At 73.1% G+C, this 24,063-nt stretch carries 24 protein-coding genes and 2 pseudogenes; 15 read left to right on the top strand and 11 right to left on the bottom strand.

Going from position 1 to position 24,063, the window contains the following annotated elements:
• Positions 1–26 precede the first annotated feature (26 nt).
• From alr to ACTWM8_RS26715, 4 genes are read left to right on the top strand one after another with little or no spacing between them, the layout of a single operon-like run.
• Positions 27–1,145, top strand: coding sequence for an alanine racemase (alr, locus tag ACTWM8_RS26730; protein ID WP_446211383.1), 1,119 nt, complete (start codon positions 27–29; stop codon positions 1,143–1,145).
• A gap of 55 nt (positions 1,146–1,200) precedes the next feature.
• The gene (locus ACTWM8_RS26725; protein WP_446211382.1) at positions 1,201–2,298 is read left to right on the top strand and encodes an alpha/beta fold hydrolase; all 1,098 of its coding nucleotides are present in this window, start codon (positions 1,201–1,203) and stop codon (positions 2,296–2,298) included.
• The gene (gene tsaE, locus ACTWM8_RS26720; protein WP_350798303.1) at positions 2,295–2,777 is read left to right on the top strand and encodes a tRNA (adenosine(37)-N6)-threonylcarbamoyltransferase complex ATPase subunit type 1 TsaE; all 483 of its coding nucleotides are present in this window, start codon (positions 2,295–2,297) and stop codon (positions 2,775–2,777) included. Before ACTWM8_RS26725 ends, tsaE begins: the two co-directional genes overlap by 4 nt.
• A 53-nt stretch (positions 2,778–2,830) precedes the next feature.
• Positions 2,831–3,532: a uracil-DNA glycosylase gene (locus ACTWM8_RS26715; protein ID WP_446211381.1), complete on the top strand. Its 702-nt coding sequence runs from the start codon at positions 2,831–2,833 to the stop codon at positions 3,530–3,532.
• On the opposite strand, the gene ACTWM8_RS26710 is transcribed toward ACTWM8_RS26715, so the two are convergent.
• Entirely contained in the window at positions 3,521–4,222 is a 702-nt protein-coding gene (locus ACTWM8_RS26710; RefSeq protein WP_446211380.1) for a helix-turn-helix domain-containing protein, read from the bottom strand. The two genes, ACTWM8_RS26715 and ACTWM8_RS26710, sit on opposite strands and share 12 nt — an antisense overlap.
• Positions 4,223–4,397: 175 nt before the next feature.
• Here ACTWM8_RS26710 and tsaB point away from each other — a divergent pair, with 175 nt between their 5' ends.
• Genes tsaB through ACTWM8_RS26690 form a run of 4 tightly spaced genes read left to right on the top strand, consistent with a single transcriptional unit; the run spans position 4,398 to position 6,872 of the window.
• Positions 4,398–5,075 carry a tRNA (adenosine(37)-N6)-threonylcarbamoyltransferase complex dimerization subunit type 1 TsaB gene (gene tsaB, locus ACTWM8_RS26705; RefSeq protein ID WP_446211379.1) on the top strand — a complete coding sequence of 226 codons (678 nt, stop codon included), beginning with the start codon at positions 4,398–4,400 and terminating at the stop codon, positions 5,073–5,075.
• On the top strand, positions 5,072–5,548 hold the full coding sequence (gene rimI / locus ACTWM8_RS26700) for a ribosomal protein S18-alanine N-acetyltransferase (RefSeq protein ID WP_446211378.1): 477 nt from the start codon (positions 5,072–5,074) through the stop codon (positions 5,546–5,548). The genes tsaB and rimI overlap by 4 nt, the downstream gene beginning before the upstream one ends.
• On the top strand, positions 5,548–6,594 hold the full coding sequence (gene tsaD / locus ACTWM8_RS26695) for a tRNA (adenosine(37)-N6)-threonylcarbamoyltransferase complex transferase subunit TsaD (RefSeq protein ID WP_446211377.1): 1,047 nt from the start codon (positions 5,548–5,550) through the stop codon (positions 6,592–6,594). The genes rimI and tsaD overlap by 1 nt, the downstream gene beginning before the upstream one ends.
• A 23-nt stretch (positions 6,595–6,617) precedes the next feature.
• Positions 6,618–6,872, top strand: coding sequence for a hypothetical protein (locus ACTWM8_RS26690; protein WP_088964398.1), 255 nt, complete (start codon positions 6,618–6,620; stop codon positions 6,870–6,872).
• A 58-nt stretch (positions 6,873–6,930) separates the two neighbouring features.
• Here the strand turns inward: ACTWM8_RS26690 and ACTWM8_RS26685 are convergent, their stop codons facing one another.
• The 8 genes from ACTWM8_RS26685 to ACTWM8_RS26650 form a co-directional block, all read right to left on the bottom strand.
• Positions 6,931–7,668, bottom strand: a complete 738-nt coding sequence (locus ACTWM8_RS26685) for a DUF4142 domain-containing protein (protein ID WP_446211376.1) — start codon at positions 7,666–7,668, stop codon at positions 6,931–6,933.
• Between the two features lie 135 nt (positions 7,669–7,803).
• Complete coding sequence (locus ACTWM8_RS26680; protein WP_334569277.1) at positions 7,804–8,100, bottom strand: DUF1707 SHOCT-like domain-containing protein; 297 nt, start codon at positions 8,098–8,100, stop codon at positions 7,804–7,806.
• 44 nt (positions 8,101–8,144) lie between these two features.
• Positions 8,145–9,326: an ROK family protein gene (locus tag ACTWM8_RS26675; protein WP_446211375.1), complete on the bottom strand. Its 1,182-nt coding sequence runs from the start codon at positions 9,324–9,326 to the stop codon at positions 8,145–8,147.
• Positions 9,327–9,345: 19 nt separating this feature from the next.
• The gene (locus tag ACTWM8_RS26670; protein WP_446211374.1) at positions 9,346–10,605 is read right to left on the bottom strand and encodes a sugar ABC transporter permease; all 1,260 of its coding nucleotides are present in this window, start codon (positions 10,603–10,605) and stop codon (positions 9,346–9,348) included.
• Entirely contained in the window at positions 10,602–11,426 is an 825-nt protein-coding gene (locus ACTWM8_RS26665) for an ATP-binding cassette domain-containing protein (RefSeq protein ID WP_446211373.1), read from the bottom strand. The genes ACTWM8_RS26670 and ACTWM8_RS26665 overlap by 4 nt, the downstream gene beginning before the upstream one ends.
• A 33-nt stretch (positions 11,427–11,459) precedes the next feature.
• Positions 11,460–12,557 carry a sugar ABC transporter substrate-binding protein gene (locus ACTWM8_RS26660; protein ID WP_446211372.1) on the bottom strand — a complete coding sequence of 366 codons (1,098 nt, stop codon included), beginning with the start codon at positions 12,555–12,557 and terminating at the stop codon, positions 11,460–11,462.
• A 244-nt stretch (positions 12,558–12,801) separates the two neighbouring features.
• The gene (gene ybaK / locus ACTWM8_RS26655; protein WP_446211371.1) at positions 12,802–13,281 is read right to left on the bottom strand and encodes a Cys-tRNA(Pro) deacylase; all 480 of its coding nucleotides are present in this window, start codon (positions 13,279–13,281) and stop codon (positions 12,802–12,804) included.
• Between the two features lie 28 nt (positions 13,282–13,309).
• Positions 13,310–14,497 (bottom strand): THUMP-like domain-containing protein, encoded by a 1,188-nt coding sequence (locus tag ACTWM8_RS26650; RefSeq protein ID WP_446211370.1) that lies wholly within the window; start codon positions 14,495–14,497, stop codon positions 13,310–13,312.
• 287 nt (positions 14,498–14,784) lie between these two features.
• On the opposite strand from ACTWM8_RS26650, the gene groES reads away from it, so the two are divergent.
• The 4 genes and pseudogenes from groES to ACTWM8_RS26630 all read left to right on the top strand — a co-directional run.
• Positions 14,785–15,099: a co-chaperone GroES gene (groES, locus tag ACTWM8_RS26645; RefSeq protein WP_088960325.1), complete on the top strand. Its 315-nt coding sequence runs from the start codon at positions 14,785–14,787 to the stop codon at positions 15,097–15,099.
• Between the two features lie 70 nt (positions 15,100–15,169).
• Positions 15,170–16,816 carry a chaperonin GroEL gene (gene groL / locus ACTWM8_RS26640; protein ID WP_446211369.1) on the top strand — a complete coding sequence of 549 codons (1,647 nt, stop codon included), beginning with the start codon at positions 15,170–15,172 and terminating at the stop codon, positions 16,814–16,816.
• 125 nt (positions 16,817–16,941) lie between these two features.
• Positions 16,942–17,433 (top strand): annotated as a pseudogene (locus ACTWM8_RS26635) (molybdopterin-binding oxidoreductase); the annotation flags it as partial.
• A 201-nt stretch (positions 17,434–17,634) separates the two neighbouring features.
• Positions 17,635–18,702 (top strand): annotated as a pseudogene (locus tag ACTWM8_RS26630) (molybdopterin-dependent oxidoreductase); the annotation flags it as partial.
• A 504-nt stretch (positions 18,703–19,206) separates the two neighbouring features.
• Here ACTWM8_RS26630 and ACTWM8_RS26625 read toward each other — a convergent pair.
• Complete coding sequence (locus ACTWM8_RS26625) at positions 19,207–19,590, bottom strand: WhiB family transcriptional regulator (RefSeq protein WP_446211368.1); 384 nt, start codon at positions 19,588–19,590, stop codon at positions 19,207–19,209.
• A 254-nt stretch (positions 19,591–19,844) separates the two neighbouring features.
• Between ACTWM8_RS26625 and ACTWM8_RS26620 the strand changes: the two genes are divergently transcribed.
• Positions 19,845–20,669 carry a response regulator transcription factor gene (locus ACTWM8_RS26620; RefSeq protein ID WP_446211367.1) on the top strand — a complete coding sequence of 275 codons (825 nt, stop codon included), beginning with the start codon at positions 19,845–19,847 and terminating at the stop codon, positions 20,667–20,669.
• Positions 20,670–20,704: 35 nt separating this feature from the next.
• Here ACTWM8_RS26620 and ACTWM8_RS26615 read toward each other — a convergent pair whose 3' ends face one another.
• Positions 20,705–21,115: a DUF5319 domain-containing protein gene (locus ACTWM8_RS26615; RefSeq protein ID WP_446211366.1), complete on the bottom strand. Its 411-nt coding sequence runs from the start codon at positions 21,113–21,115 to the stop codon at positions 20,705–20,707.
• Between the two features lie 196 nt (positions 21,116–21,311).
• Between ACTWM8_RS26615 and guaB the strand changes: the two genes are divergently transcribed.
• Together guaB and ACTWM8_RS26605 are read left to right on the top strand one after the other, a co-directional pair.
• Positions 21,312–22,874, top strand: coding sequence for an IMP dehydrogenase (guaB, locus tag ACTWM8_RS26610; protein ID WP_446211365.1), 1,563 nt, complete (start codon positions 21,312–21,314; stop codon positions 22,872–22,874).
• Positions 22,875–22,902: 28 nt separating this feature from the next.
• The gene (locus ACTWM8_RS26605) at positions 22,903–24,021 is read left to right on the top strand and encodes a GuaB3 family IMP dehydrogenase-related protein (protein WP_238451094.1); all 1,119 of its coding nucleotides are present in this window, start codon (positions 22,903–22,905) and stop codon (positions 24,019–24,021) included.
• The last annotated feature ends 42 nt before the right edge of the window (positions 24,022–24,063 follow it).

Raw genomic sequence — 24,063 nt, 5'->3', positions numbered from 1 at the left:
ATCACCGGCGCAAGTAGGCTGGGCGTATGTGGCAGGCCGAGGTGCGCGTCGATCTCGACGCGATCCGTGACAACGTGGCCCGACTCCGGTCGGGTACGAGCGCCGAGCTGATGGCGGTGGTGAAGGGCGACGGGTACGGGCACGGCATGGTCCCGTCGGCCCGTGCCGCGCTCGACGCCGGGGCGGACTGGCTCGGGGTCTGCACGCTGGACGAGGCGCTGACCCTGCGCCGGGCGGGGATCACCGCGCCGGTGCTGGCCTGGCTGCTCGCCCCCGGGCTGCCGCTGCACGAGGGCGTCGCGGCCGGGGTCGACCTGGGCGCCGCCAGCCTGCCGCAGCTGGACGAGATGATCGAGGCGAGCCGCCGGGCGGACCGCCCGGCCCGGCTGCACCTGAAGATCGACACTGGGCTGTCCCGGGGCGGGGCCACCGTCGCCGACTGGCCGACCCTGCTGGAGGCCGCCGCGAAGGCCCAGGCCGACGGCCTGGTCGAGGTGGTCGGCGTGTGGAGCCACTTCGTGTACGCGGACCTGCCCGGCCACCCCACCACGGACCGCCAGCTCGCGGTCTTCCACGAGGGGCTGGCCATGGTCGAGCGGGCCGGGCTGCGCCCGCGCTACCGGCACCTGGCCAACTCGGCGGCCACGCTGACCCGCCCGGACACCCACTTCGACCTGGTCCGCCCGGGGATCGCCGTCTACGGGCTCTCGCCGGTGGCGGGGGAGCGCTTCGGGCTGCGTCCGGCGATGACCGGCCGGGCCCGGGTGATGCTGACCAAGCGGGTGCCCGAGGGCACCGGCGTCTCCTACGGTCACACCTACACCACGGGGCGGGAGGCGAACCTGGCCGTGGTGCCGCTCGGCTACGCCGACGGGGTGCCCCGGCACGCCTCCAACGTCGGGCCGGTGCAGCTCGGTGGGAAGCGGCGCACCATCTCCGGCCGGGTCTGCATGGACCAGTTCGTGGTCGACTGCGGCGAGGACCCGGTGGCCGAGGGCGACGTGGCCACCCTCTTCGGCAGCGGCGCGGACGGCGAACCCACCGCCGACGACTGGGCCGAGGCGGTCGGCACCATCAACTACGAGATCGTCACCCGCTTCGGCAGCAGCCGGGTGCCCCGGGTCTACGACGGCGAGCGGCCGTGAGCGCGAGGAGTGAGCCGATCTTGCGAGCCCGGCAGTCGCGAACCGAGCTGGCACCGTGAGCGCGCCACAGCGTTTCCGGATCCCCCGGCCGCGCACCGCCGCCGGCAAGGTCGCCGGCGTGGTCGGGGCCGCGGTCGGCGTCGCCGCCGCGGGGCTCGCCGCGGGCGTGGTGAGCGAGCGCGCCCTGGTCCGCCGGCTCAAGGCCGACCCCACCGACCGGTACGCGCACGAGGTCTTCGGCGAGCAGCGGTACGACGACGCGTTCCGGCTGGAGCTGCCGGACGGCACCGACATCCACATCGAGGTGGTCGAGCCGACCCACCCGGCGCCGGGGCGACCGACCTTGGTGCTGGTGCACGGCTTCTGCCTGGACATGGGGACGTTCCACTTCCAGCGCAAGCTGCTCGCCGAGCGGGGCGAGCACCGGATCGTCGCGTACGACCAGCCCGGTCACGGCCGCTCCGGGCGGCTGGAGAGTGGCGAGTACGACCTCGCCGCGCTGGGCCGCACCCTGCGTCGGGTGATCGACCGGACCGCCCCGGAGGGGCCGCTGGTGCTGGTCGGGCACTCGATGGGCGGAATGACCATCATGGCCTTCGCCGAGCTGTACCCGGAGATGTTCGGCGACCGGGTGGTCGGCACGGTGCTGATGGCCACCTCGGGCGGCCTGCTCGCGGAGACCAAGCTGGTGGCCCCGGCGCTGATCGGCCGGGTCGGCGCGCCGGTGCTCTACATGATGAGCAACGCCACCCGGTACGGCGGCACGGTCATCGACCGGGCCCGGAAGTCGACCTCCAACGTCGCCTGGCTGCTGACCCGCAAGTACGGCTTCGGCACCCGCAAGCCCAGCCCGGCCCTGGTCTCCTATGTGGAGGAGATGAACTCGCGGACCTCCGCCGACACGGTCACCCGCTATCTGCGTACCCTCGCCACGCACTCGCGCTTCCCGGCGCTGGCCGCGCTCAGCGGCACGCCGGTGCTGGTCGTGGTCGGTGACAAGGACATGATCACGCCGGTGACCCACTCGGAGGAGATCGTGCGCCGGCTGCCGCACGCCCGGTACACCAAGGTCAACGACAGCGGGCACGTGGTGATGCTGGAACACGCCGACGAGGTCAACAAGGCGCTCTGGGACTTCCTGGAGGGGCTGTGACGCTGACCGTCACGCTGCCGACGGTCGAGGACACCCACGCGTTCGGCCGCCGGCTGGCCGGGGTGCTGCGCGCCGGCGACCTGCTGCTGCTCACCGGCCCGCTGGGCGCCGGCAAGACCGCGCTGACCCAGGGCATCGGCACCGGGCTGGGGGTGCTCGGCGCCATCACCTCGCCGACCTTCGTGATCGCCCGGGTGCACCGGCCGGACCCGGCCCGGGGCGGCACGGTGGCCCTGGTGCACGCCGACGCGTACCGGCTGGGCGACGCGGCCGACCCGCGGGCCGAGATCGACGACCTGGACCTGGACGCCTCGGTGGACGACTCGGTGACCGTGGTCGAGTGGGGCGAGGGGCTGGTCGAACAGCTGGTCGACGCCCACCTGCGGGTACGCCTCGACCGGCGGGAGGACGACACCCGGCTGGTCGAGCTGGAGCCGGTGGGGGGCGACTGGGCGCGGCGCCTGGAAGCCCTGCGCTGAGGGCTGTCGTACCAGCTGCCTAGAGTGCCGGCACAGACTGCGAAAGGTTGCCGATGCCCGACGACACCCCCGCCCTCGACCTGCTGGCGCTGCTGCCAGAGGAGTGGCGTGCCGTGCTCACCCCGCACCTCGACCCGGCCCGCACCGCGGCGCTGGCCGAGTTCGTCGCCCGTGAGTACGCCACCCAGACCGTCTTCCCGCCGGTGGAGGACCTCTTCTCCGCCTACCGGCTGTGCGTGCCCCGGGAGACGCGGGTGCTGATCCTCGGGCAGGACCCCTACCACCGGGTCGGGCAGGCACACGGGCTCAGCTTCAGCGTCCGCGACGGGGTGGCGGTGCCGCCGTCCCTGCGCAACGTCTTCAAGGAGCTGGGCGAGGACCTCGGCGTGCCGAAGCCGCGCAGCGGCAACCTCAACGGCTGGGCGGCGCAGGGCGTGTTGCTGCTCAACGCGGTGCTGACCGTCCGCCAGGCCACCCCCGGCTCGCACGGCAACCAGGGGTGGGAGGAGTTCACCGACGCCACCATCCGGGCGCTCGACGCGATGGAGCAGCGGGTGGTCTTCCTGCTCTGGGGCGGCTACGCCCGCAAGAAGGCCGCCCTGGTCACCAACCCGCAGCACGTGGTGCTGGAGGCCGGGCACCCCAGCCCGATGAACCCGCGTGGCTTCCTCGGCAGCCGCCCGTTCAGCGCCGCGAACAAGGCGCTCGCCGACGCCGGTCTGCCCACCGTCGACTGGGAGCGCTCAGCCGGCTGACCCGGCCGCCCGTAGGCGGTGCCGGCGCAGCAGTTCGGTCGCGCGCGGATCGGTGAGTTCCAGCGCGACCAACGGCACCACCGGGTAGCTCCGGTCCCCGTGCCGCACCTCGATCGCCTCCGGCAACTCGTCGCACATCGTGGCCCGGACGTCGCCGGAGATCGTCCGCCACAGGTGCTCGCCGGGCTCCTCCGGCTCCAGCCGCAGGTAGCCGAACTCCCGCCACTGCGCGTTCCAGCGCTGCCCGTAGCCGTCGGCGAGCCACTGGGTGAACCGGGCGGAGTCCGTCCACCGGACGGCGATCTCGATCTCGGTCACCGGCACGGCCGCACCCTGCAGCAGCGCGGCGCAGCTACCGATGAGCACGTGCGGGAGATCGCCGAGCCGGTCCAGCACCCGGTCGAGGCCGGCCTGCTCGATCCGCTCGGCGACGGGCCGCGCGGCCAGCTCGTCGATCCGCGCGTCGAGGTGGGCGTCGAGTGGCTCCACCGCGACGGTGAGCTGCACACCCATGGCGGCGAGCAGGCGCTCCAACACGTCGACGCCGGGGCTGCGGTCACCGCGTTCGATCCGGGCCACCGTCGCCTGGCTCACGGAGGCCAGTTCGGCCAGCTCCCGCTGGCTCAGCTCGTGCGCCTCCCGTTCGCGTCGCACGACGTCGCTGAAGAGGGTGACCAGACGCGAGGGCATCCCGGAATGGTGGGCCATGCCGATGTGAGCGCGATACCTCAGAGGCATATTGATGACTCTGAGGTATCGCGCTCACACCGGTCCTGTCCTCCCGCGAGGTCACCCAGCGTGATGGTGGACCCCCTCGACGGGGTGTGACCGGGGATGACCGGTGGGGCGACTAGGCTGGCATACCGTGCTCGTACTGGTGGTGGACTCCTCGACCCCCGCGGTGACCGCAGCGCTGGTGGAGGTCTCGGCGGACGGGGTCGTGCCGCGGGCGCACCGCTGCACGATCGACGCGCGGGCCCACGGCGAACTGCTCGCGCCGCAGGTGGACGCGGTGCTCGCCGACGCGGAGGCGCGGCCGCGCGACCTGGCCGCGATCGTCGCCGGCCTCGGTCCCGGCCCGTTCACCGGGCTGCGGGTCGGCCTGGTCACCGCCGCCACGATGGGCCAGGTGCTCGGCGTCCCCACGTACGGTGTCTGCTCGCTGGACGCCATCGGCTACCCGGCGGCGCTCGGCGAACCGGTCCTCGCGGCCAGTGACGCCCGCCGCCGGGAGGTCTACTGGGCCGTCTACGACGGCGCCGGCCAGCGGATCGCCGGGCCGAACGTCGACACCCCCGCGGTCGCCGCCGAACGGGCCCGCGGCCTGGCCGTCACCGCCGCGGTGGGCGACGGCGCCCACCGGTACGCCGACGTGCTCGACCTGCCGCTGCGGGTCGAGCCGCGCTACCCCGACGCCACCGCGCTGGCCGCGCTGGCCGCCGAGCGGATCCGGGCCGGTGCGCCGACGGAGGCGCTCACCCCGCTCTACCTGCGCCGGCCGGACGCCGTGGCGGCGACCGCCCGCAAGTCGGTCCTGCCGTGAGCGCACCGGTACGACTGACCCGGTTCCGCTGGTGGCACGTCGACGAGGTGCTGCCGATCGAGGCGGACCTCTTCGGCGCCGAACAGTGGTCCCCGGCGATGTTCTGGAACGAGCTGGCCAGCGGGCACTGGTACCGGGTCGCCACCGACGTCGACGGCACGGTGCTCGGGTACGCGGGGCTGACCGTCCAGCCGGACGAGGCCTGGGTGCAGAACATCGCCGTCCGGCGGGACGCCCAGCGGCGCGGCGTCGGCCGGATGCTGCTGGAGGAACTGCTCGCCGAGGTGGCCCGGCACGACGTCCGCACCGTCCTGCTGGAGGTGGCGGCGGACAACGCGCCCGCCCAGAAGCTCTACGCCACGTACGGCTTCGAGCCGATCGGCGTCCGCCGCGGCTACTACCAACCGAGCAACACCGACGCGCTGGTCATGCGGCGCGTCGCGGACCCGACCGACGACGGGACGGACGACTGATGGCTGACGAGCCCCTGGTCCTGGGGATCGAGACCTCCTGCGACGAGACCGGTGTCGGCATCGTGCGCGGGCACACCCTGCTCGCCGACGCGATCGCCTCCAGCGTCGAGCAGCACGCCCGGTTCGGCGGCGTGGTGCCCGAGGTGGCCAGCCGTGCGCACCTGGAGGCGATCGTGCCCACCATGGACCGGGCGCTGACGGAGGCGGGCGTGACGCTCGCCGACATCGACGCGATCGCGGTGACCTCCGGCCCGGGGCTGGCCGGCGCGCTGCTGGTCGGCGTGGCCGCCGCCAAGGGCTACGCGCTGGCCGCCGAGAAGCCGGTGTACGGGGTGAACCATCTCGCCGCGCACGTCGCCGTGGACACCCTGGAGCACGGGCCGCTGCCCGAGCCGGCGGTCGCGCTGCTGGTCTCCGGCGGGCACTCCTCCCTGCTGCTCGTCGACGACCTCGCCCGTGGCGTCACCCCGCTCGGCGCGAGCATCGACGACGCGGCGGGGGAGGCCTTCGACAAGGTCGCCCGCCTGCTCGGACTGCCCTTCCCCGGCGGCCCGTACATCGACCGGGAGGCCCGGGCCGGCGATCCGGCGGCGATCGGGTTCCCGCGCGGTCTCACCGCCGCCAAGGACCTCGCCGCCCACCGGTACGACTTCTCCTTCTCCGGCCTGAAGACCGCCGTCGCCCGCTGGGTGGAGGCACGCCAGCGCGCCGGTGAGCCGGTGCCGGTGGCCGACGTGGCGGCTTCCTTCCAGGAGGCGGTCTGCGACGTGCTGACCGCCAAGGCGCTCGACGCCTGCCGGGCCAACGGGATCGAGACGCTGGTGATCGGCGGGGGAGTGGCCGCCAACTCGCGGCTGCGGGCGATGGCCGAGCACCGCGCGGCGAAGCACGGCATCCGGGTCCGCGTACCCCGGCCGAAGCTCTGCACCGACAACGGCGCCATGGTCGCGGCGCTCGGTTCGCACCTGGTCGCGGCGGGGGTGACGCCGAGCCGGCTGGACCTGCCGGCCGACTCGGCCCTGCCGCTGACCACGGTCAGCGTGTGACGGCACGGAAGGGGAGCGCCGACGTGATCGTGCGGATGTGGGAGGCGCGCGCGGAGCCGTACGGCTTCGCCGACCTGATCACCTGGGTCTGCGACACCGCCCTGCCGGAGCTGGAACACGACCCGCTGCACCTGTCCAGCGAGGTCTTCTCCTCGACGGACCACCGGGTGGTGGTCATCTCCAAGTGGCGGAGCAACCCACAACCGCTGCCCGAGCCGCCGGCCATGCTGGTCGCCCGGCCCCCGCACTCCTGGGACTTCACCCAGGTCGACCGCTGAGGACCGCCGTCGGCGGCCGGGTTCCGACCGAACCCGGCCGCCGACGGCGTTCCGCTGGTCAGCTGCGGCGCAGGATGCGCCAGGTGGAGACGCCCCCGACGCCGAGGGCGAGCAGGAAGACCGCCCAGACGATGGTGGTGCTGACCCCGACCGACGGGGCGGGGGCGCCGGCCTTGGCGGCGGCGATCAGCGAGTCGCTCTGGGCCGGCGGCAGCGCGGCCGGCGGCATCTGCTGCCAGCGGACCAGCCCGGTGCTCTCCAGCATCGCCATGTGGTCGGTGACGAACTTGTTGGCCTCGTCGGCGAGCTTGCGGACGGTGGCGTCCCGGGTGCTGGCCCGGACCGCGCCGATCACCGGGAAGATCTTGCCGTGCGCCACCCGGAGCCGGGTGACGAAGATCTGGTCGAACTGGTTGCCGTTCGCCTCCTGCATCTCGGTCAGCCACCCCTTCTGCTCGGTGGTGGGATCCGTCGGCAGGGTGGTGCCCAGCTTGTTGGCGGCGTTGACGACCAACTGGTCGAGCACCCCGTGCTGGCGGGCGATCTCGGCCCCGATCTCCCGCACCCGGGGGGACACCCCCTTCTCGGCGGCCATCTGCCCGGCCGGCATCTCCCAGAGCCCGGCCAGCCGTACCCCGTTGAGCAGCGTCATGTCGGCGGCGTTGATCTGGTTGCCCGGTGCGGCCACGGCCACGCCGGGCAGGACGCCGAGCCCCGCCACCAGCGCGATGAGCAGCACCGCCACCCGGTGGGTCCGGTGCCCTGGCCGACGACGTGCGGATTCCAGCGGTGCCATCCTGCGGTGCCTCCTCGGTCCGGGCCGTACGTGTCACGCCGGGCAGCGCACCCGGCTGCCCGTCCGTCCACTGGTACGGACCACCGACCCGATCAGTTCACCGATGCTGAGCGACAAGTCAGCCGGGGATGCCGGTCAGCGGGACAGCGCCATGAAGATCCCGAGCAGCAGCAGGGTGGCCGCGGCGACCGCGAAGAGCACCAGCAGTTCCCGCCGGCCGTGCCCGGTGGCGTCGCCCGCCCCGGCCGGTGCGGGCGCCGTGGGCAGGTCGCGGGTCAGGTCGGCCAGCTCCCCCAGGGTGCGCGCTGTCCAGACCGCGGCGACGCGATCGGAGAACTCGTCCAGGGTGAGCCGCCCCGCGCCGGTGTGCCGTTGCAGCTCGGCCACCACCCGGTGCCGGTCGTCGTCGGAGGCGCGCAACTGGACGTCCACGTGCGACAGGGTACGCAGGCCGGGGCGTCGGCGGGAGCCGCCGGTCAGCCGGCGTCGAGCGGGTCGGCGAGGAGCCGTTCGAAGGCCAGCTCCGCCGCGCCGATCAGCGCCGCGTCCGCGCCGAGCTTGGGGGTGCGCAGCCGGACGTGCTCCAGGCAGGCGGGCAGCCCCATCGAGTTGAGCCGGCTGCGGACCTGGGCGGCGGCGGCCAGATAGAGGTCGCGCATGGTGCCGCCGAAGATGACCATCTCCGGGTTGAAGATGTTGACCAGGTTCGCCACCCCGAAGCCGAGCCAGTCGCCGGCCCGGCGTACCGCCGTCTGGGCCCGGGCGTCGCCCCGGTCCGCGGCGTCGAAGACGGCCAGCAGCGCGTCCCGGCCGCGGGCGTCCGACCGGCCGGCGGCGCGGAGCAGCCCGTGCTCGCCGATCTCGGTCTCCCAGCAGCCCCGGGAGCCGCACTCGCAGGGGACGCCGTCGCGGACCACCACCATGTGTCCGACCTCGCCGCCGTACCCGCCGTGGCCGGTGAGCCGCCGCCCGCCGGCGATGATGCCGGCGCCGACGCCGACGTCGCCGTACAGGTAGATGACGTTGTCGCAGCCGGCGGCGACGCCCCGGGCATGCTCGGCGAAGGCGGCCATGTCCGCCACGTTGCCCACCGTGACGGGTACGTCGATGCCCAGCTCGGCGGCGAGCGAGGTGCCGATCGGCTCGTCCACCCAGCCGGTGGCCGGGCCGAGCCGGACCAGCCCGTCGTCGCGGCGGACCATGCCGCACACCGCCACCCCGGCGCCGACGCAGAGCGAGCCGGGCGCCACGTGCTGGTGCATCTCCTTGAGCGCGCCGGCCAGCAGCGGCGCGGTCTCCCCGGCGTCCAGGCCGCGCGGTCGGTCCAGGTCCCGGCGGTCGAGCACCTCACCGCCGAGACCGACCCGCGCGGCCCGCAGCCGGTCCACCTCGATGCTGTACGCGTACGCGTAGACCCGGGCCGACTCGGGCCGGACGACCAGCGACGGCCGGCCGGCGCGACCGGTCTCCTTCGGCGTCCCCTCGCTGACCAGCCCGGCGCCGGCCAGGTCGGCGGTGAGCGCGCCGATGGTGCTGCGGTTGAGCCCGAGGGTGGTGGTCAGTTCCGCGCGGGAGGTCGCGCCGTGGACGTGCACGTGCCGCAGCAGAGCCCCGAGGTTCTGCCGCCGGATCTCGTCCTGGCTGGGTCCTACCCGCATCGTTCCTGGTACTCCGTCATCAGCGCGTGCCGGTGGCGACGGATCGGCGCCGCGACAGCGCGTCGACGCCCGCGGCCAGCAGCAGCACCAGTCCGGTCGAGGTGTACTTGAGGCCGGAGCTGAGGTCCAGCAGGCCCATCCCATTGATGATGACAGCCACCACCGCGCCGCCGAGTACCGCGTGGATCATCCGCCCCTTGCCGCCGAAGAGGCTGGTGCCGCCGATGACCGCCGCACCGACCGCGTAGAGCAGGACGTTGCTGCCGCCGGTGTTCGGGTCGACCGAGCGGTCCTTGCTGGCGGCGATGATGCCGCCGACGGCCGCCATGCTGGAGCAGATGACGAAGGCGGAGATCTTCAGTCGGTCCACGTTGATCCCGGCCCGCCGGGCGGCCTCCGGGTTGCCGCCCACCGCGTACAGGTGCCGGCCGTACGCGGTGCGGTTGAGCACGAAGGTCCAGAAGACCAGCAGGGCCCCGATCAGCGGTACGACCACGGGCATCCCCCTGGTGGAGCTGATCGCCGTGTTGATGCTGCGTTCCTGGTTGAGGACATAAACGGCGCAGCCGAGCAGGAGGGCCAGCCCGGCGACCCGGGCGGCCACCACGGCGACCGGCTCGGTGACCAGGCCCCGGGTGGCCCGGTTGCGGTGGCGCAGGAACTGCACGACGCCGTACCCGGCGACGGCGACGCCGGCCAGCAGCCACCCGATCGCCGGCGGCACGTAGTTGTTCTCGATCGCGATGATCACCTGGTCGTCGATCGAGATGTTGGTGCCCTCCTTCATCAGGAGCAGCACGATGCCCTGGAAGGCGAGGAAGCCGGCCAGGCTGACCAGGAAGGACGGGATGCCGACCTTGGCCACCAGGAAGCCGATGGTCAGGCCGATGAGGACACCGGTGCCGATGGCGGCGATGACCGCGACGTACCAGGGGTAGCCGAGCACGCTGAGCACGTTGGCCAGCACGGTGGCGCAGACGCCGCTGGCGAAGCCGGCGGAGAGGTCGATCTCGCCGAGCAGCAGCACGAAGATCAGGCCCATCGCGATCACGGTGACCGCGGCGCCCTGGGTGAACAGGTTGGCGAAGTTGGCCGCCGAGAAGAAGACCGGCCGGACGGTCGCGAAGGCCAGGCAGAGCACGGTGAGGCCGATGACGGCCGGCAGCGAGCCGAGGTCGCCCCCGCGTACCCGGGCGAGGTAGTCGCGGACGTGGTCGCCGACGGTCGGCGCCGGGGTGCCGGCCCCGCGCCCGTCCCGCCGCAGGAGGGTGGTGGTCATCGGACTGCTCCCGGGGTCAGGTGGGCTGGCTCGCTGCCGTCGCGCGTGCCGCCGGCGTCCGGCTCGGCGCCCAAGCCGAGGTGGCGGGAGCGGCCGGTGGTGATCAGCTCGACGACCTGCGAGTGGGTGATGTCGGTGGTCTTCACCTGGGCGACCATCTGGCCGAGGTAGAGCGCGGCGATCCGGTCGGAGATGGCGAAGACGTCGTTCATGTTGTGCGAGATGAGCACCACAGCCAGGCCGTTGTCCGCGAGCCGGCGGACTATCTCCAGGACCTGGGCGGTCTGCGCGAGGCCGAGCGCGGCGGTCGGCTCGTCGAGGATGACCAGCCGGCTGTTCCAGAGCACGGCCTTGGCGATGGCGACGGTCTGTCGCTGGCCGCCGGAGAGGCTGGAGATGTGCTGGCGCAGCGACTTGAGATTGCGCACGCCCAGCCCGGCGAGCGTCTCGGCGGCCATCTGCTCCATGGTGGGTTCGTCGAGCACGATCCCGCGGCGCTTCTCCCGTCCGAGGAACATGTTCTGCACGATGTCGAGGTTGTCGCAGAGCGCGAGGTCCTGGTAGACGACGTCGATGCCCAGGGCGGCGGCGTCGCGGGGGCTGCTGACGGTGACCGGGCGGCCCTCGAAGAGGAACTCGCCGGCGTCCGTCGGGTGGATACCGCTGATGCACTTGACCAGGGTGGACTTTCCGGCGCCGTTGTCGCCGACCAGCGCGGTCACCTCGCCCGGGTGAACGGAGAGAGCGACGTCACGCAGGACCTGCACGGGACCGAAGCTCTTGTCGATCCCGCGCAGTTCCAGCAGGGGGGTCGCGGACACGGGGTTCTCCTTTGCGCGTCGGCAGGGGTGCCGTCAGTTGACGCCGGCGGCGGCGCAGAGCTTGGCGTACTCCCCGGAGCAGACCTCGTCCTTGGTGACGAAGCCGTCGGCGATCACATCGGCGACGTCGTCGGCGTAGATGGCCTTGGGGGTGAGCAGGATGGCGTCGACGGCGCGGTCGCTCTCCGGATCCCGGACCGTCTGGCCGGTCTCCTTCCGCTCCCCGTTGGCCAGCGCGATGGCCAGGTCGGCGGCGGCCTTCGCCTCCTCCTTGATCGCCTTGTAGACGGTCATGCACTGGTCGCCGGCGAGGATGTTGCGCAGGCCCTGGGCGGTGGCGTCCTGGCCGGTCACCGGGATCCTGCCGTTGAGCTTGTTCTTCTTCAGCACCGAGATGGCCGCGTTGCCCAGGCCGTCGTTGGCCGCGAGGACGCCGTCGATCCGGCCCTCGGTCTGGGTGAGCATCTGCTCGAAGATGACCCCGGCCTGGGCGTTGTTCCAGTCGGGCACCCACTGGTCCGGGCCCTTGCGGAACTCCTCGGCGTCGAACTTCGGCTTGAGGATCGAGTCGTAGCCGCTCTTGAACAGGGTGGCGTTGTTGTCAGTCGGTGAACCGTTGAGGAAGGCGACGACCGGCTTCCGGGCGCCCTTCTCGGTCAGGCACCTGGCCAGGCCCTGGCCCTGGAGCTTGCCCACCGCCTCGTTGTCGAAGCTGACGTAGTACTGCGCCGAGCCGCCGAGGGTGAGCCGGTCGTAGTCGATGGTGGCGATGCCCTGCGACCGCGCCTTCTCCAGCACGGCCTTGCCGGTGCCGGAATCGAGATTGACGATCATCAGGACCGTCGCCCCATTTGTGATCATCTGCTCTGCGATGTTGGAGAACTGGCTCTTGTCACCCTGCGCGTTCTGGATGTCGGAGTCGATTCCGGCGGCGTCGAACGCCTCCTCGAGGAACCTGCGGTCCGCGCCCTCCCACCGGGCGGAGGACTTGCTGTCGGGCAGGATCACGCCAATCTTCGGTTTCCTGGCGCCACCGGCCGCGCTGCCGCTGGTGAGCTGGTCGCCGCAACCGGCCACGCCGTTGGCGGCCAGCACGCCGACGACGGTGAGTGCGAGGAGGCCCTTGCGCATCTGCACGGGTCCTTTCGGGGTGGGTGGTGGCAGGCTGGTTTGTTGTGAGCGGCAACGTATTGCCACCCGTGTCGGCGACGCAAGACTGCCAGCTCACGAGTTTGGCGGACCGCCGTAACGATCCCGTAACGCGGGAAAAGGCGCGATCTCCGCGAGTCCGATCCGCTCTTGCCGTTAGACGAGTTTCGGTGTGGAGAATCGTTTCCACACCGGTGCCGATTTCTTTTCCGGCAGCCGGAACTGATCAGTGGGCGGCGAGCGGGGCGGTGGTGGCGTCGGTCAGCGCGACCAGATCGGCCGCGGCCAGTTGGAGCTGGAGGCCGCGACGGCCGGCCGAGACGTAGATGGTGTCGTACGTCAGCGCCGAGGAGTCCAGCACCGTGGGCAGCCGCCTGCGCTGGCCGAGCGGGCTGATCCCACCCCGGACGTAACCGGTGGCCCGCTCGGCGGCCGCCCGGTCAGCCATCGTCGCCCGCTTGCCGCCGACGGCCGCGGCCAGCGCCTTGAGGTCCAGTTCGCCGGTGACCGGGACGACGGCCACCGTCAGCGCCCCGTCCACCTCGGTGACCAGCGACTTGAACACCCGCTCCGGCGGCACCCCGAGCGCCTCGGCGACCAGCGCGCCGTAGTTGGGCGCGTCGGGGGAGACGTCGTACGGGTGGGTGCTGTGCCGGATCTTCCGCTTCGCCAGCAGCGCCGTCGCCGGAGTGCCCTGTCCCGCCATGCCGGTCACGCTAACCGGACGCCGGACGTCAGCTCGCGACGGGCCGGCAGAGCAGCACGGTCGGCGCCCCGGCGACCCGGGTCAGCACCAGGCTCGCCGCCGCGTCGCCGGCCAGCCTGAGGTCGCGGCGCAGCTTCTCCGGCTCCAGCGCCGAGCCGCGCTTGAGGATCTCCACCCGGCCCACCCGGCGCTCCCGCAGCAGCGCGCGCAGCCGCTTGAGCGAGAACGGCAGCACGTCGGTGACCTCCAGGCAGCGGGCGAACGGGGTGGCGGTCGGGTTGTCCGCGTACAGGTAGGCGATGCTCGGGTCGGCGATCGTCGCGCCGAGGGTGTCGGCCAGCTCGGCGACCAGGTGCGCGCGGACCACGGCCGGGTCCGGGTCGTACAGGAAGCGGCGGGTCGGGCCGACGGCCGCCTCCGCCGCGCCCGAGCCGGTGAGCCGGTGCGCGACGTCGCCGCGCAGCACGGTGGCCCGCCGGGGCACCTCGGCGAGCCGGCCGCACCAGAGCGCCGCCTCGACCAGGTCGCCGTCCGCGCTCACCCACTCCGCCTCGGCGCCCGCCGGGATCAGCGCGTGGTCGATGCCGGGGGCCACCTTCACCACCGTGTACGGCACCCGCTCAGCCAGCCGGATGACGAAGTCCCAGGGTGGGGAGTAGGCGTTCGGGTCGAAGATCCGCCGGCCGGTGCCCGCCCGGCGTCGTGCCGGGTCGCAGAACACCCCGTCCACCCGGGTCACGTCGAACGCCGTCGCGTCGCCGCACTCCACGGTGAACTCCTCGGCCAGCCCGGCCGCCTCGGCGTTCGCGGCGGCCATCATGGCGGTCACCGGGTCGGCCTCCACCCCGTACACCCGGATGCCGGCGCGGGCGGCGGCGAGCGCGTCGGCGCCGAGGCCGCACCCGAGGTCGGCGAGGGTGCGCACGCCGGCGGCGCGCAGCCGCGCGGCGCGCCGGTCCGCGACCGGCCGGCGGGTGGCCTGCTCCAGCCCGGCCCGGGTGAGGAACATCCCGACGGCCTCCGGCCCGAACTTGCCCACCGCCCGGCGGCGCAGCTCGGCCTGGGTCAGCGCGGACGCGGCCAGCCCGGCCGGCACCCCGGCGGCGCGCAGCGCGGCGGCCGAGGCCAGCGGGTCGCCGCCGGCCAGCTCGGCCGCCGCGGCGAGCGCGGCCGACCCCTCGGGGGTACGCAGCGCGGCGAGCTGGTCGATGTCCACGCGCCCATTCTCCCGACCCGCCCCGCGCCGTCCGACCGGCCCCTGCCGCGTCGATCGTGGCCGTGCGGACGCGACGCGCTGGCACTCTCCTTGACGGAGTGCTAGCCGAGGAATAACCTGCGATTAGCACTCTCACCCTGAGGGTGCCAGCTCCCGGGCCATCCGGCGCGGGCGCTGAACGCCAGGCGGACCGGCACCCGCGACGACGGCCCCGCCCGGTGGCATGTGGCAGATTGACGCTGGTCGGCCCCGGTCGACCGGCAACGAAACCAGTACCCCAGGAGGGTATGCCCGTGACTACCGCGACCAAGGTTGCGATCAAGCCGCTCGAGGACCGGATCCTGGTCCAGGCGAACGAGGCTGAGACCACCACGGCGTCGGGCATCGTGATCCCCGACACCGCCAAGGAGAAGCCGCAGGAGGGCACCGTCCTCGCTGTCGGCCCGGGCCGCATCGACGACAAGGGCAACCGGATCCCGGTTGACGTGAACGTCGGCGACACCGTCATCTACTCGAAGTACGGCGGCACCGAGGTCAAGTACGCCGGCGAGGAGTACCTGGTGCTCTCCGCCCGCGACGTCCTCGCGGTCATCGAGAAGTAAGCAACCGATCAGTGTCGTTGCCCCGGTCCGGCTCGCCGGGCCGGGGCAACGGCGCTTCGAAGGGACATTCATGGCGAAGATCCTGAGCTTCTCGGACGACGCCCGGCACCTGCTCGAGCACGGTGTCAACGCCCTCGCGGACACGGTCAAGGTCACCCTCGGCCCGCGCGGGCGCAACGTCGTCCTGGACAAGAAATTCGGTGCGCCCACGATCACCAACGACGGCGTGACCATCGCCAAGGAGATCGAGCTCACCAACCCCTACGAGAACCTCGGCGCGCAGCTGGTCAAGGAGGTGGCGACCAAGACCAACGACGTCGCCGGCGACGGGACCACCACCGCGACCGTGCTGGCCCAGGCCATGGTCCGCGAGGGCCTGCGCAACGTGACCGCCGGGGCCAACCCGTCCGGTCTCAAGCGGGGCATCGACGCGGCGGCGGCCAAGGTCTCCGAGGCGCTGCTCGAGCGGGCCGTCGAGGTCTCCAGCAAGGAGGCGGTCGCGAACGTCGCGACCATCTCCGCGCAGGACGCCACCATCGGCGAGCTGATCGCCGAGGCGATGGAGAAGGTCGGCCGCGACGGTGTCATCACCGTCGAGGAGGGCTCCGCGCTCACCACCGAGCTGGAGGTGACCGAGGGTCTGCAGTTCGACAAGGGCTTCATCTCGCCGAACTTCGTCACCGACGTGGAGTCGCAGGAGTCGGTCCTGGAGGACCCGTACATCCTGATCACCACGCAGAAGATCTCGGCGATCGAGGAGCTGCTGCCGCTGCTGGAGAAGGTCCTCCAGAACAACAAGCCGCTGCTGATCATCGCCGAGGACGTCGAGGGCCAGGCGCTGTCGACCCTGGTGGTCAACTCGATCCGCAAGACCCTCAAGGTCTGCGCGGTGAAGGCCCCCGGCTTCGGCGACCGCCGCAAGGCGATGCTCCAGGACATGGCGATCCTGACCGGTGCCGAGCTGGTCGCCCCGGAGCTGGGCTACAAGCTCGACCAGGTCGGCCTGGAGGTGCTCGGCACCGCCCGGCGCGTCGTGGTCGACAAGGAGAACACCACCGTCGTCGACGGTGGCGGCCAGTCCTCCGAGGTCGCCGACCGGGTCGCGCAGATCCGCAAGGAGATCGAGGCCTCGGACTCCGAGTGGGACCGGGAGAAGCTGGCCGAGCGGCTGGCGAAGCTCTCCGGCGGCATCGCGGTCATCAAGGTGGGCGCGGCGACCGAGGTCGAGATGAAGGAGCGCAAGCACCGCATCGAGGACGCCATCGCCGCGACCAAGGCCGCCGTCGAGGAGGGCACGGTGCCCGGTGGTGGTGCCGCCCTGGCGCAGATCCTGCCGGTGCTCGCCGACGACCTGGGCCTGACCGGTGACGAGAAGACCGGCGTCTCGATCGTCCGCAAGGCGCTGGTCGAGCCGCTGCGCTGGATCGCCCAGAACGCCGGTCACGACGGCTACGTGGTGGTGCAGAAGGTCGCCGGCAAGGAGTGGGGCAACGGCCTCGACGCCGCCACCGGCCAGTACGTCGACCTGGTGAAGTCCGGCATCATCGACCCGGTGAAGGTGACCCGCAACGCGGTCACCAACGCCGCCTCGATCGCCGGCCTGCTGCTCACCACCGAGAGCCTCGTGGTGGAGAAGCCGGAGAAGGCCGAGCCGGCCGCCGCCGGTGGGCACGGCCACGGCCACGGTCACGGCCACCAGCACGGCCCGGGTTTCTGACCCACGGCGTACGCCGACTCAGGGCGCACCGTCTTCGGAGACGGTGCGCCCTGACGCGTCTGCGGGGGATTACGGAACGCTGACGTGGTTGGCGGTCGGTCCGGTTGATCGACAACACTGGTCCGATGAGCACCACGCCCCGCGGCCTCGCCGCGCTCGCCGGGATCACGGCCGCCGCCGTGGCCATCGGTGTCGCCGAGCCGGTCGCGGTCCTCACCGGCCCCCGGTCCGCCCCGCTGATCGCGGTCGGCGGGCTGGTCGTGGACGTCGTACCCGAGCCGTTGAAGCAGTTCGCCATCACCCTGTTCGGCACGTACGACAAGATCGCCCTGCTGGTCGGGACGGCGCTGCTGCTCGCCGCGTTCGCCGCGCTGCTCGGGCTGCTGGCGGTCCGCCGGCTGTGGATCGGCCTGGCCGGCATCGCGGCCTTCGCCGCCCTCGGCGTGGCCGCCGCCCTCACCCGGGCCGGCGCGGACGCCGCCGACGCGCTGCCCTCGCTGGTCGGGGCGGGGCTGGGCGGGTTGGTGCTCTGGGCCTTCCTCGCCGGCCCGCTGGAGGTCGACCCGTGGCCCTGGACCCCGCCGAAACCCCTGCCCGGCCCGTCGACGCCGCCGGCCGCGCCCGACCCGGAGACCCCCGGCCCTGCGTCGGCCGGCGCGGAGACCGCCGGCTCTGCGCCGGCCGGTCCGCACGCCGGCAGCTCTGGGTCGGTCGATGCGGACACGGCCGGTCCTGTGCCGGTCGACGCGGGCGCGATGGGCGGCCCGGCTTCGGTGACTGGTCCGCCGGCCGGGCGGGAGCCGTTGGAGAGCACCGACCCGGAGTCGCGGCGCCGGTTCCTGCGCGGGGTGGGCGTGCTGGCCGGCGGGGCCGCCGTGGCCGGGCTGGGCGGGCACTGGCTCGCCGGTCGCCGGGGCGTCTCGGCGGCCCGCCGGGCGGTCGCGCTGCCCACCCCGTCGGCGGCGGCCCCGGTCGTCCCGGCCGGCGCCGACCTGTCGCTGGCGCAGCTCGCCCCGTACGTCACCTCGAACGCCGGGTTCTACCGGATCGACACCGCCCTGGTGGTGCCGCAGGTCGACCCGGAGACCTGGCGGCTGCGGATCCACGGGCGGGTGCGCAACCCGATCGAGCTGAGCTTCGCCGACCTGCTCGCCCGGCCGATGGTGGAGCGGTACGTGACCCTGGCCTGCGTCTCCAACGAGGTGGGCGGGGACCTGATCGGCAACGCCCGGTGGTTGGGCGTACCCCTCAAGGAGCTGCTGGACGAGGCGGACCCGGAGGAGGGCGCGGACCAGGTGGTGGGGCGTTCGGTCGATGGCTGGACCTGTGGCACCCCGACGGCCGTGCTGCGGGACGGGCGGGACGCCCTGCTGGCGGTCGGGATGAACGGCGAGCCGTTGCCGGTCGAGCACGGCTTCCCGGTCCGGATGGTGGTGCCCGGCCTGTACGGCTACGTCTCGGCGTGCAAGTGGGTGACCGAGCTGGAGCTGACCAGCTTCGCCGACTTCGACGCGTACTGGGTGCCGCGGGGCTGGTCGGCGCAGGGGCCGGTCAAGACGCAGTCCCGGATCGACACGCCCCGCCCGCGCAACCGGCTCACCACCGGCCCGGTCATGGTGGCCGGGGTGGCCTGGGCCCAGCACCGGGGGATCAGCCGCGTCGAGGTACGCGTCGACGGCGGCCCGTGGCGGGAGGCGACGCTCGCCCCGACGGTGTCGGTGGACACCTGGGTGCAGTGGTCCTGGCGCTGGGACGCCACCCCGGGCGAGCACACCCTCCAGGTGCGGGCGACCGATGCCACCGGCGAGACGCAGACCGGTCGGGAGCAGCCGGTCGAGCCGGACGGCGCCACCGGCTGGCACACGGTCAAGGTCACCGTCCGCTGACCCCGACCGGGCCACCCCAGGTGCGCCGGTCCTGACCGGTTCGGCGCCCGGCGCCAGAGATTCCGGCCTGGCGGTGGCCCCGGTTGAGGGCCGCGGCTGCGCCGCCGGCGCGCCCGCTGGCGCCCGGTCCCAGGTCCCCGGGTCGCCGTTTCCGGTGTGTCGCGGTGTCCGACGGCTGCGACACCGCGACACGCCGCAATCGGAGTCGCCCCGGCGGCCGGACCGGGCGCGGCTCGGCACCCCCTAAGGCGACCGCCCCGCGGCAGGCAGGGCTGATCCGTTCACGTCATCAGATCCGTAGCGTCTCCGACCTACCTGCCCGGCCAGGCAGGAACCGGACCGGACCAGACCGGGACCGGACCAGACCGGGACCCGAACGACGGGACCCCGGCAGACCGGGACCAGATTGGACCTGGCCGCCCGGCCCAGGTTCCCAGGCCGGGAACGCGCCGACGCCGCGCTCCGGTTGCGGAGCGCGGCGTCGGTCGGGGTCTCTCGGCCGGGTCAGGCGACCTTGCGCTGGTCCGGCACGGCGGACTTGTGGGGGCGGCCCAGGCGGGCCTCCAGCCGGGCGATGTCGACCCGGATCTGCCGACGGTCGGCCAGGTCCTCCCAGCCCAGCGCGAGCAGCCGCAGCCGCTCGGACTCGCTGAAGCCGCCCCAGACGCCGTACGGCTCGCGGACGGACAGCGCGTGGGCGGCGCACTCGGCGCGGACCGGGCAGGCCCGGCAGACGGCCTTGGCGCCGGACTCGCGGCGCAGCCGTGAGGAGCCGCGCTCGCCGTCGGGGTGGAAGAACTGCGCGCTGTCGCGGCCTCGGCAGGCACCGAGCCGCTGCCAGTCCCACAGGTCGACGATGGGTCCGGGCAGTCTACGTACGTTCGACATCAGCACCCCTCCTCCCGCGCGGCACCGCGGAGGTCTCGTTCGCATCCGGTGTCCGGGCGGCGGTCCGCGCAGGCGCACCGTTTCCGGCCTGGCGTCTCGGTACCCGACCTTTCCCCGACTCACACTTCTGTGATCGAAAACCTCGGACAAGTCGCGGCATATGCCCTGGATGTCGGAAAAGTTCGGAGGATTGCCGGGAACCTCCACCCCGGCCCAGCCGGCCATGGTCTGCTCTCTGCGGAGAGGAGACCACCGTGCGTACCGTTCTCGTCTGCGTCCGGACACCGCTCGCCGCGCAGCAGTTGACCTCGGCCGCCGCCCGGCTCGGCCTGGCCGCGGTCGTGCGGACCGCCGTCTCCGACCCCGAGGTGATGCTGCGGCTGGCCGAGCGCCCCGTCGACGTCGTGCTCGCCGACACCGCCCTCACCCGACCCGACAGTGCCGGCTTCGTCCGCCGGGTGCTTGCCCGCGCGCCGCAGGCCGCCGTGCTGCTGCTCGGCGCGGAGGAGTCCGAGGCCGCCGCGGCGACGATCAACGCCGGGGCCCGGGGCCTGATCCAGGGCACCGACCACGATTTGACCAGCGCGGTGGCCAAGGCGCTGCTGCTGCTCTCCGCCCCCGGCCGGACGGCCCGGAACCGGGTCACCGACCCGGCCCGGGACACCGCCGCGGTCGGCGCGCCGCCCCGGCCCTCGGCCGGGCGTACCCCGGGCAAGCCGGGCCCGGGCTGGTCCGCCGGACCGGCCGAGGGGCCCGGGGGACCGTCGGTGGTGCCGGTGCAGCGCGGCGACGACGAGGCCGAGCCGGAGGCCGCCGCCGAGCCGGAAGCGCCCGCGCCCACCGGCCGGCGGGGCGCGCCCGGCGCGCGCAGCGGGCGCGGCGCCGTGGGGTTGACCGAGCGGGAACTCCAGGTGCTGCTCGGGATGGCGGAGGGGAAGAGCAACGCCGAGATCGGGCGGGAGCTGTTCGTCTCGGAGGACACCGTCAAGACGCACGCCCGACGGCTGTTCCGCAAGCTCGGCGCCCGGGACCGCGCGCACGCGGTGGCCGCCGGTTTCCGCGCCGGCCTGGTCGCCTGAGCCGGCCGCCCGCGGTCGGGCCCGGTCGTCCGGGCTCAGTCGTCGGAGGGGGTCTCCTCCTCGGCCGCCTCGGTCAGCGTGTCGTGCACCCCGTCGGCGTAGCCACGGGCGTAGTCCCAGGTGACGTAGTGGTCGGGGTCGGGGTCGTACGCCGGCTCGTGCACCCGCGGCCGGCCGGAGCTGAGCAGGTGACGCAGGTTGCCCCGGAGCAGGTCCCAGTCGAAGTAGTGCGGCTCGCGGCAGTCCTCGCACTCGATCACCAGCCCGCGCACCCCGATCGGCGACAGCAGGGCCTGGTAGATCTCCAGGTCGGCCAGGTCCTCCAGGACGTCCTGGCGCTCGACCTCCGTCAGCGGGTCGAGCGGGTCGTCCTCACGCGGATCGTGCAGGCCAGCAGCCGGATCGGCCGGGTCGCCGTTGAACGGGTCGATGGGCTCGTCGTGCACCCCCTCACCGTAGTCCCAACACTCCCCGAACGCGTCCCCCCGGCCACCCCGGTGGCCTCGCCGACCCGCGCCGGCACCGCCGGGGCCGGCCCAGCTCAATGGGTACGATGAAACGACGCGCCGTCACCTCGGCGTGCGCCGGTGCCCGCGCGCGCCACCTCGCTGAAGCCCGTCCGAGCAGCTCAGGAGAGCAATCGTGGAGAATTCGCCCAGCACTGATCTTCCCGGCGGCGTCGGCAACGGCGAGCCGGGTGGTCACCTGCCGGAGCTGCCGGCCGGCTCGGCGCGGGTGGTGCCGCTCGGTCTGACCTTCGACGACGTGCTGCTCCAGCCGGGCGAGTCGGACGTGGTGCCCAGCCGGGTCAACACCCGCACCCGGCTCACCCGCAACATCGAGCTGACCGTGCCGCTGCTGTCCAGCGCGATGGACACGGTCACCGAGGCGCGGATGGCGATCGCGATGGCCCGCCAGGGCGGCATCGGGGTGCTGCACCGCAACCTCTCGCTGGAGGACCAGGCGCTCCAGGTCGACCTGGTCAAGCGCTCCGAGTCCGGCATGATCACCAACCCGGTGACCGCCAGCCCGGACGACACCCTCCGCGAGGTCGACGAGCTCTGCGGCCGCTACCGCATCTCCGGCGTGCCGGTGGTCGACGGCGACGGGCAGCTGGTCGGCATCGTCACCAACCGGGACATGCGGTTCGTCTCCGCGCCGGAGACCCCGGTCCACGAGATCATGACCCGCCCCCCGCTGATCACCGCTTCGGTCGGGGTGAGCAAGGACGAGGCCCTCGACCTGCTCCGCCGGCACAAGGTGGAGAAGCTGCCGATCGTGGACGACTCGGGCCGGCTGCGCGGGCTGATCACCGTCAAGGACTTCACCAAGAGCGAGCAGTACCCGAACGCCACCAAGGACGAGGCGGGCCGGCTCCGGGTCGCCGCGGCGGTCGGCGTGGGCGACGACGCGTACAAGCGGGCCCGGACGCTGGTGGACGCCGGCGTCGACGTGATCATCGTGGACACCGCGCACGGTCACCAGCGGGCGGTGCTGGACATGGTCCGCCAGCTCAAGAAGGACGTCGGCATCGACATCGTCGGCGGCAACATCGCCACGTACGCCGGGGCGAAGGCGCTGGTCGACGCGGGCGCCGACGGCGTCAAGGTGGGGGTCGGCCCGGGCGCGATCTGCACCACCCGGATCGTCGCCGGGGTGGGCGTACCGCAGATCACCGCGATCATGGAGGCCGCGCGGGCCGCCCGCCCGGCCGGTGTGCCGGTGATCGGCGACGGCGGCATCCAGTACTCCGGGGACATCGCCAAGGCGCTGGTCGCCGGCGCCGACACGGTGATGCTCGGCAGCCTGCTGGCCGGCTGCGAGGAGAGCCCCGGCGAGCTGATCTTCATCAACGGCAAGCAGTACAAGGCGTACCGGGGGATGGGCTCACTCGGCGCGATGCAGTCCCGCGGCCAGGGCAAGTCCTACTCCAAGGACCGCTACTTCCAGCAGGACGTGCTCGCCGAGGACAAGCTCGTCCCCGAGGGCGTCGAGGGCCAGGTGCCCTACCGGGGGCCGCTCTCCGCGGTCGCCCACCAGCTCATCGGTGGGCTGCGCGCCGCGATGGGGTACGTCGGCGCGGAGAGCATTCCCGAGCTGCACCGCCGCGGCCAGCTCATCCGGATCACGGCGGCCGGGCTCAAGGAGAGCCACCCGCACGACATCCAGATGACCGTCGAGGCGCCCAACTACCACTCCCGCTGACCATCACCCCCAACCACCTGGAGTCCCCATGCGTGACGTGGTCGAGATCGGGCTGGGCAAGACCGCGCAGCGCGGCTACCACCTGGACGACATTGCCATCGTGCCGAGCCGCCGGACCCGGGACGTCGACGACGTCTCCACCAGCTGGCAGCTCGACGCGTACCAGTTCGGCATTCCCTGCGTCGGGCACCCGTCGGACGCCACGATGAGCCCGGCCACCGCCGTCCGGCTCGGCCAGCTCGGCGGGCTCGGCGTGCTCAACGTCGAGGGCCTGTGGACCCGGTACGAGAACCCGACCAAGGTCCTTGAGGAGCTGGCCGGCCTCGGCGAGGACGCGCGGGCGACCAAGCGGCTCCAGGAGGTCTACTCCGAGCCGATCCGTCCCGACCTGATCGCCGAGCGGGTGCGCGAGCTGCGCGCCGGCGGCGGCACGGTGGCCGTCCGGGTCTCCCCGCAGCACACCCTGGCGCTGGCCCCGGTGATCCTCGACGCCGGCGTCGACATACTGGTCATCCAGGGCACCATCGTCTCGGCCGAGCACGTCTCGACCACCGACGAGCCGCTGAACCTCAAGGAGTTCATCGCCGACCTCGACCTGCCGGTCGTGGTGGGTGGCTGCACCGACTACAAGACGGCGCTGCACCTGATGCGGACGGGCGCGGCCGGCGTGATCGTCGGTATCGGCGGCGACGACTGGTCGACCACCGAGTCGGTGCTGGGCATCCGGGTGCCGATGGCGACCGCGATCGCCGACGCCGCCGCGGCCCGCCGCGACTACCTGGACGAGACCGGCGGCCGGTACGTGCACCTGATCGCCGACGGCGACATCCAGACCTCCGGCGACATCGCGAAGGCGCTGGGCTGCGGCGCGGACGCGGTGATGCTCGGCGAGGCGCTGTCGCTCTGCGAGGAGGCGCCGGCCGGTGGCGCCTGGTGGCACTCGGCCGCCAGCCACCCGTCGCTGCCGCGCGGCGCGTTCGAGATCGCCGGCGAGCCGCTGGGCTCGATGGAGCAGCTGCTCTTCGGCCCGGCCGACGAGCCGGACGGCCAGCTCAACCTCTTCGGCGGGCTGCGCCGCGCGATGGCCAAGTGCGGCTACCGCGACCTCAAGGAGTTCCAGAAGGTCGGCCTGGTCCTGGACCGCTGACCCGGACAAAACCACCCCGATGCACCGGTCGCGCCGATTAGG

The organism is Micromonospora sp. IBSANI012, assembly GCF_052814045.1.
The sequence above is the reverse complement of the archived record's forward strand: the minus strand, read 5'-3'. Positions and strand labels throughout refer to the sequence as shown.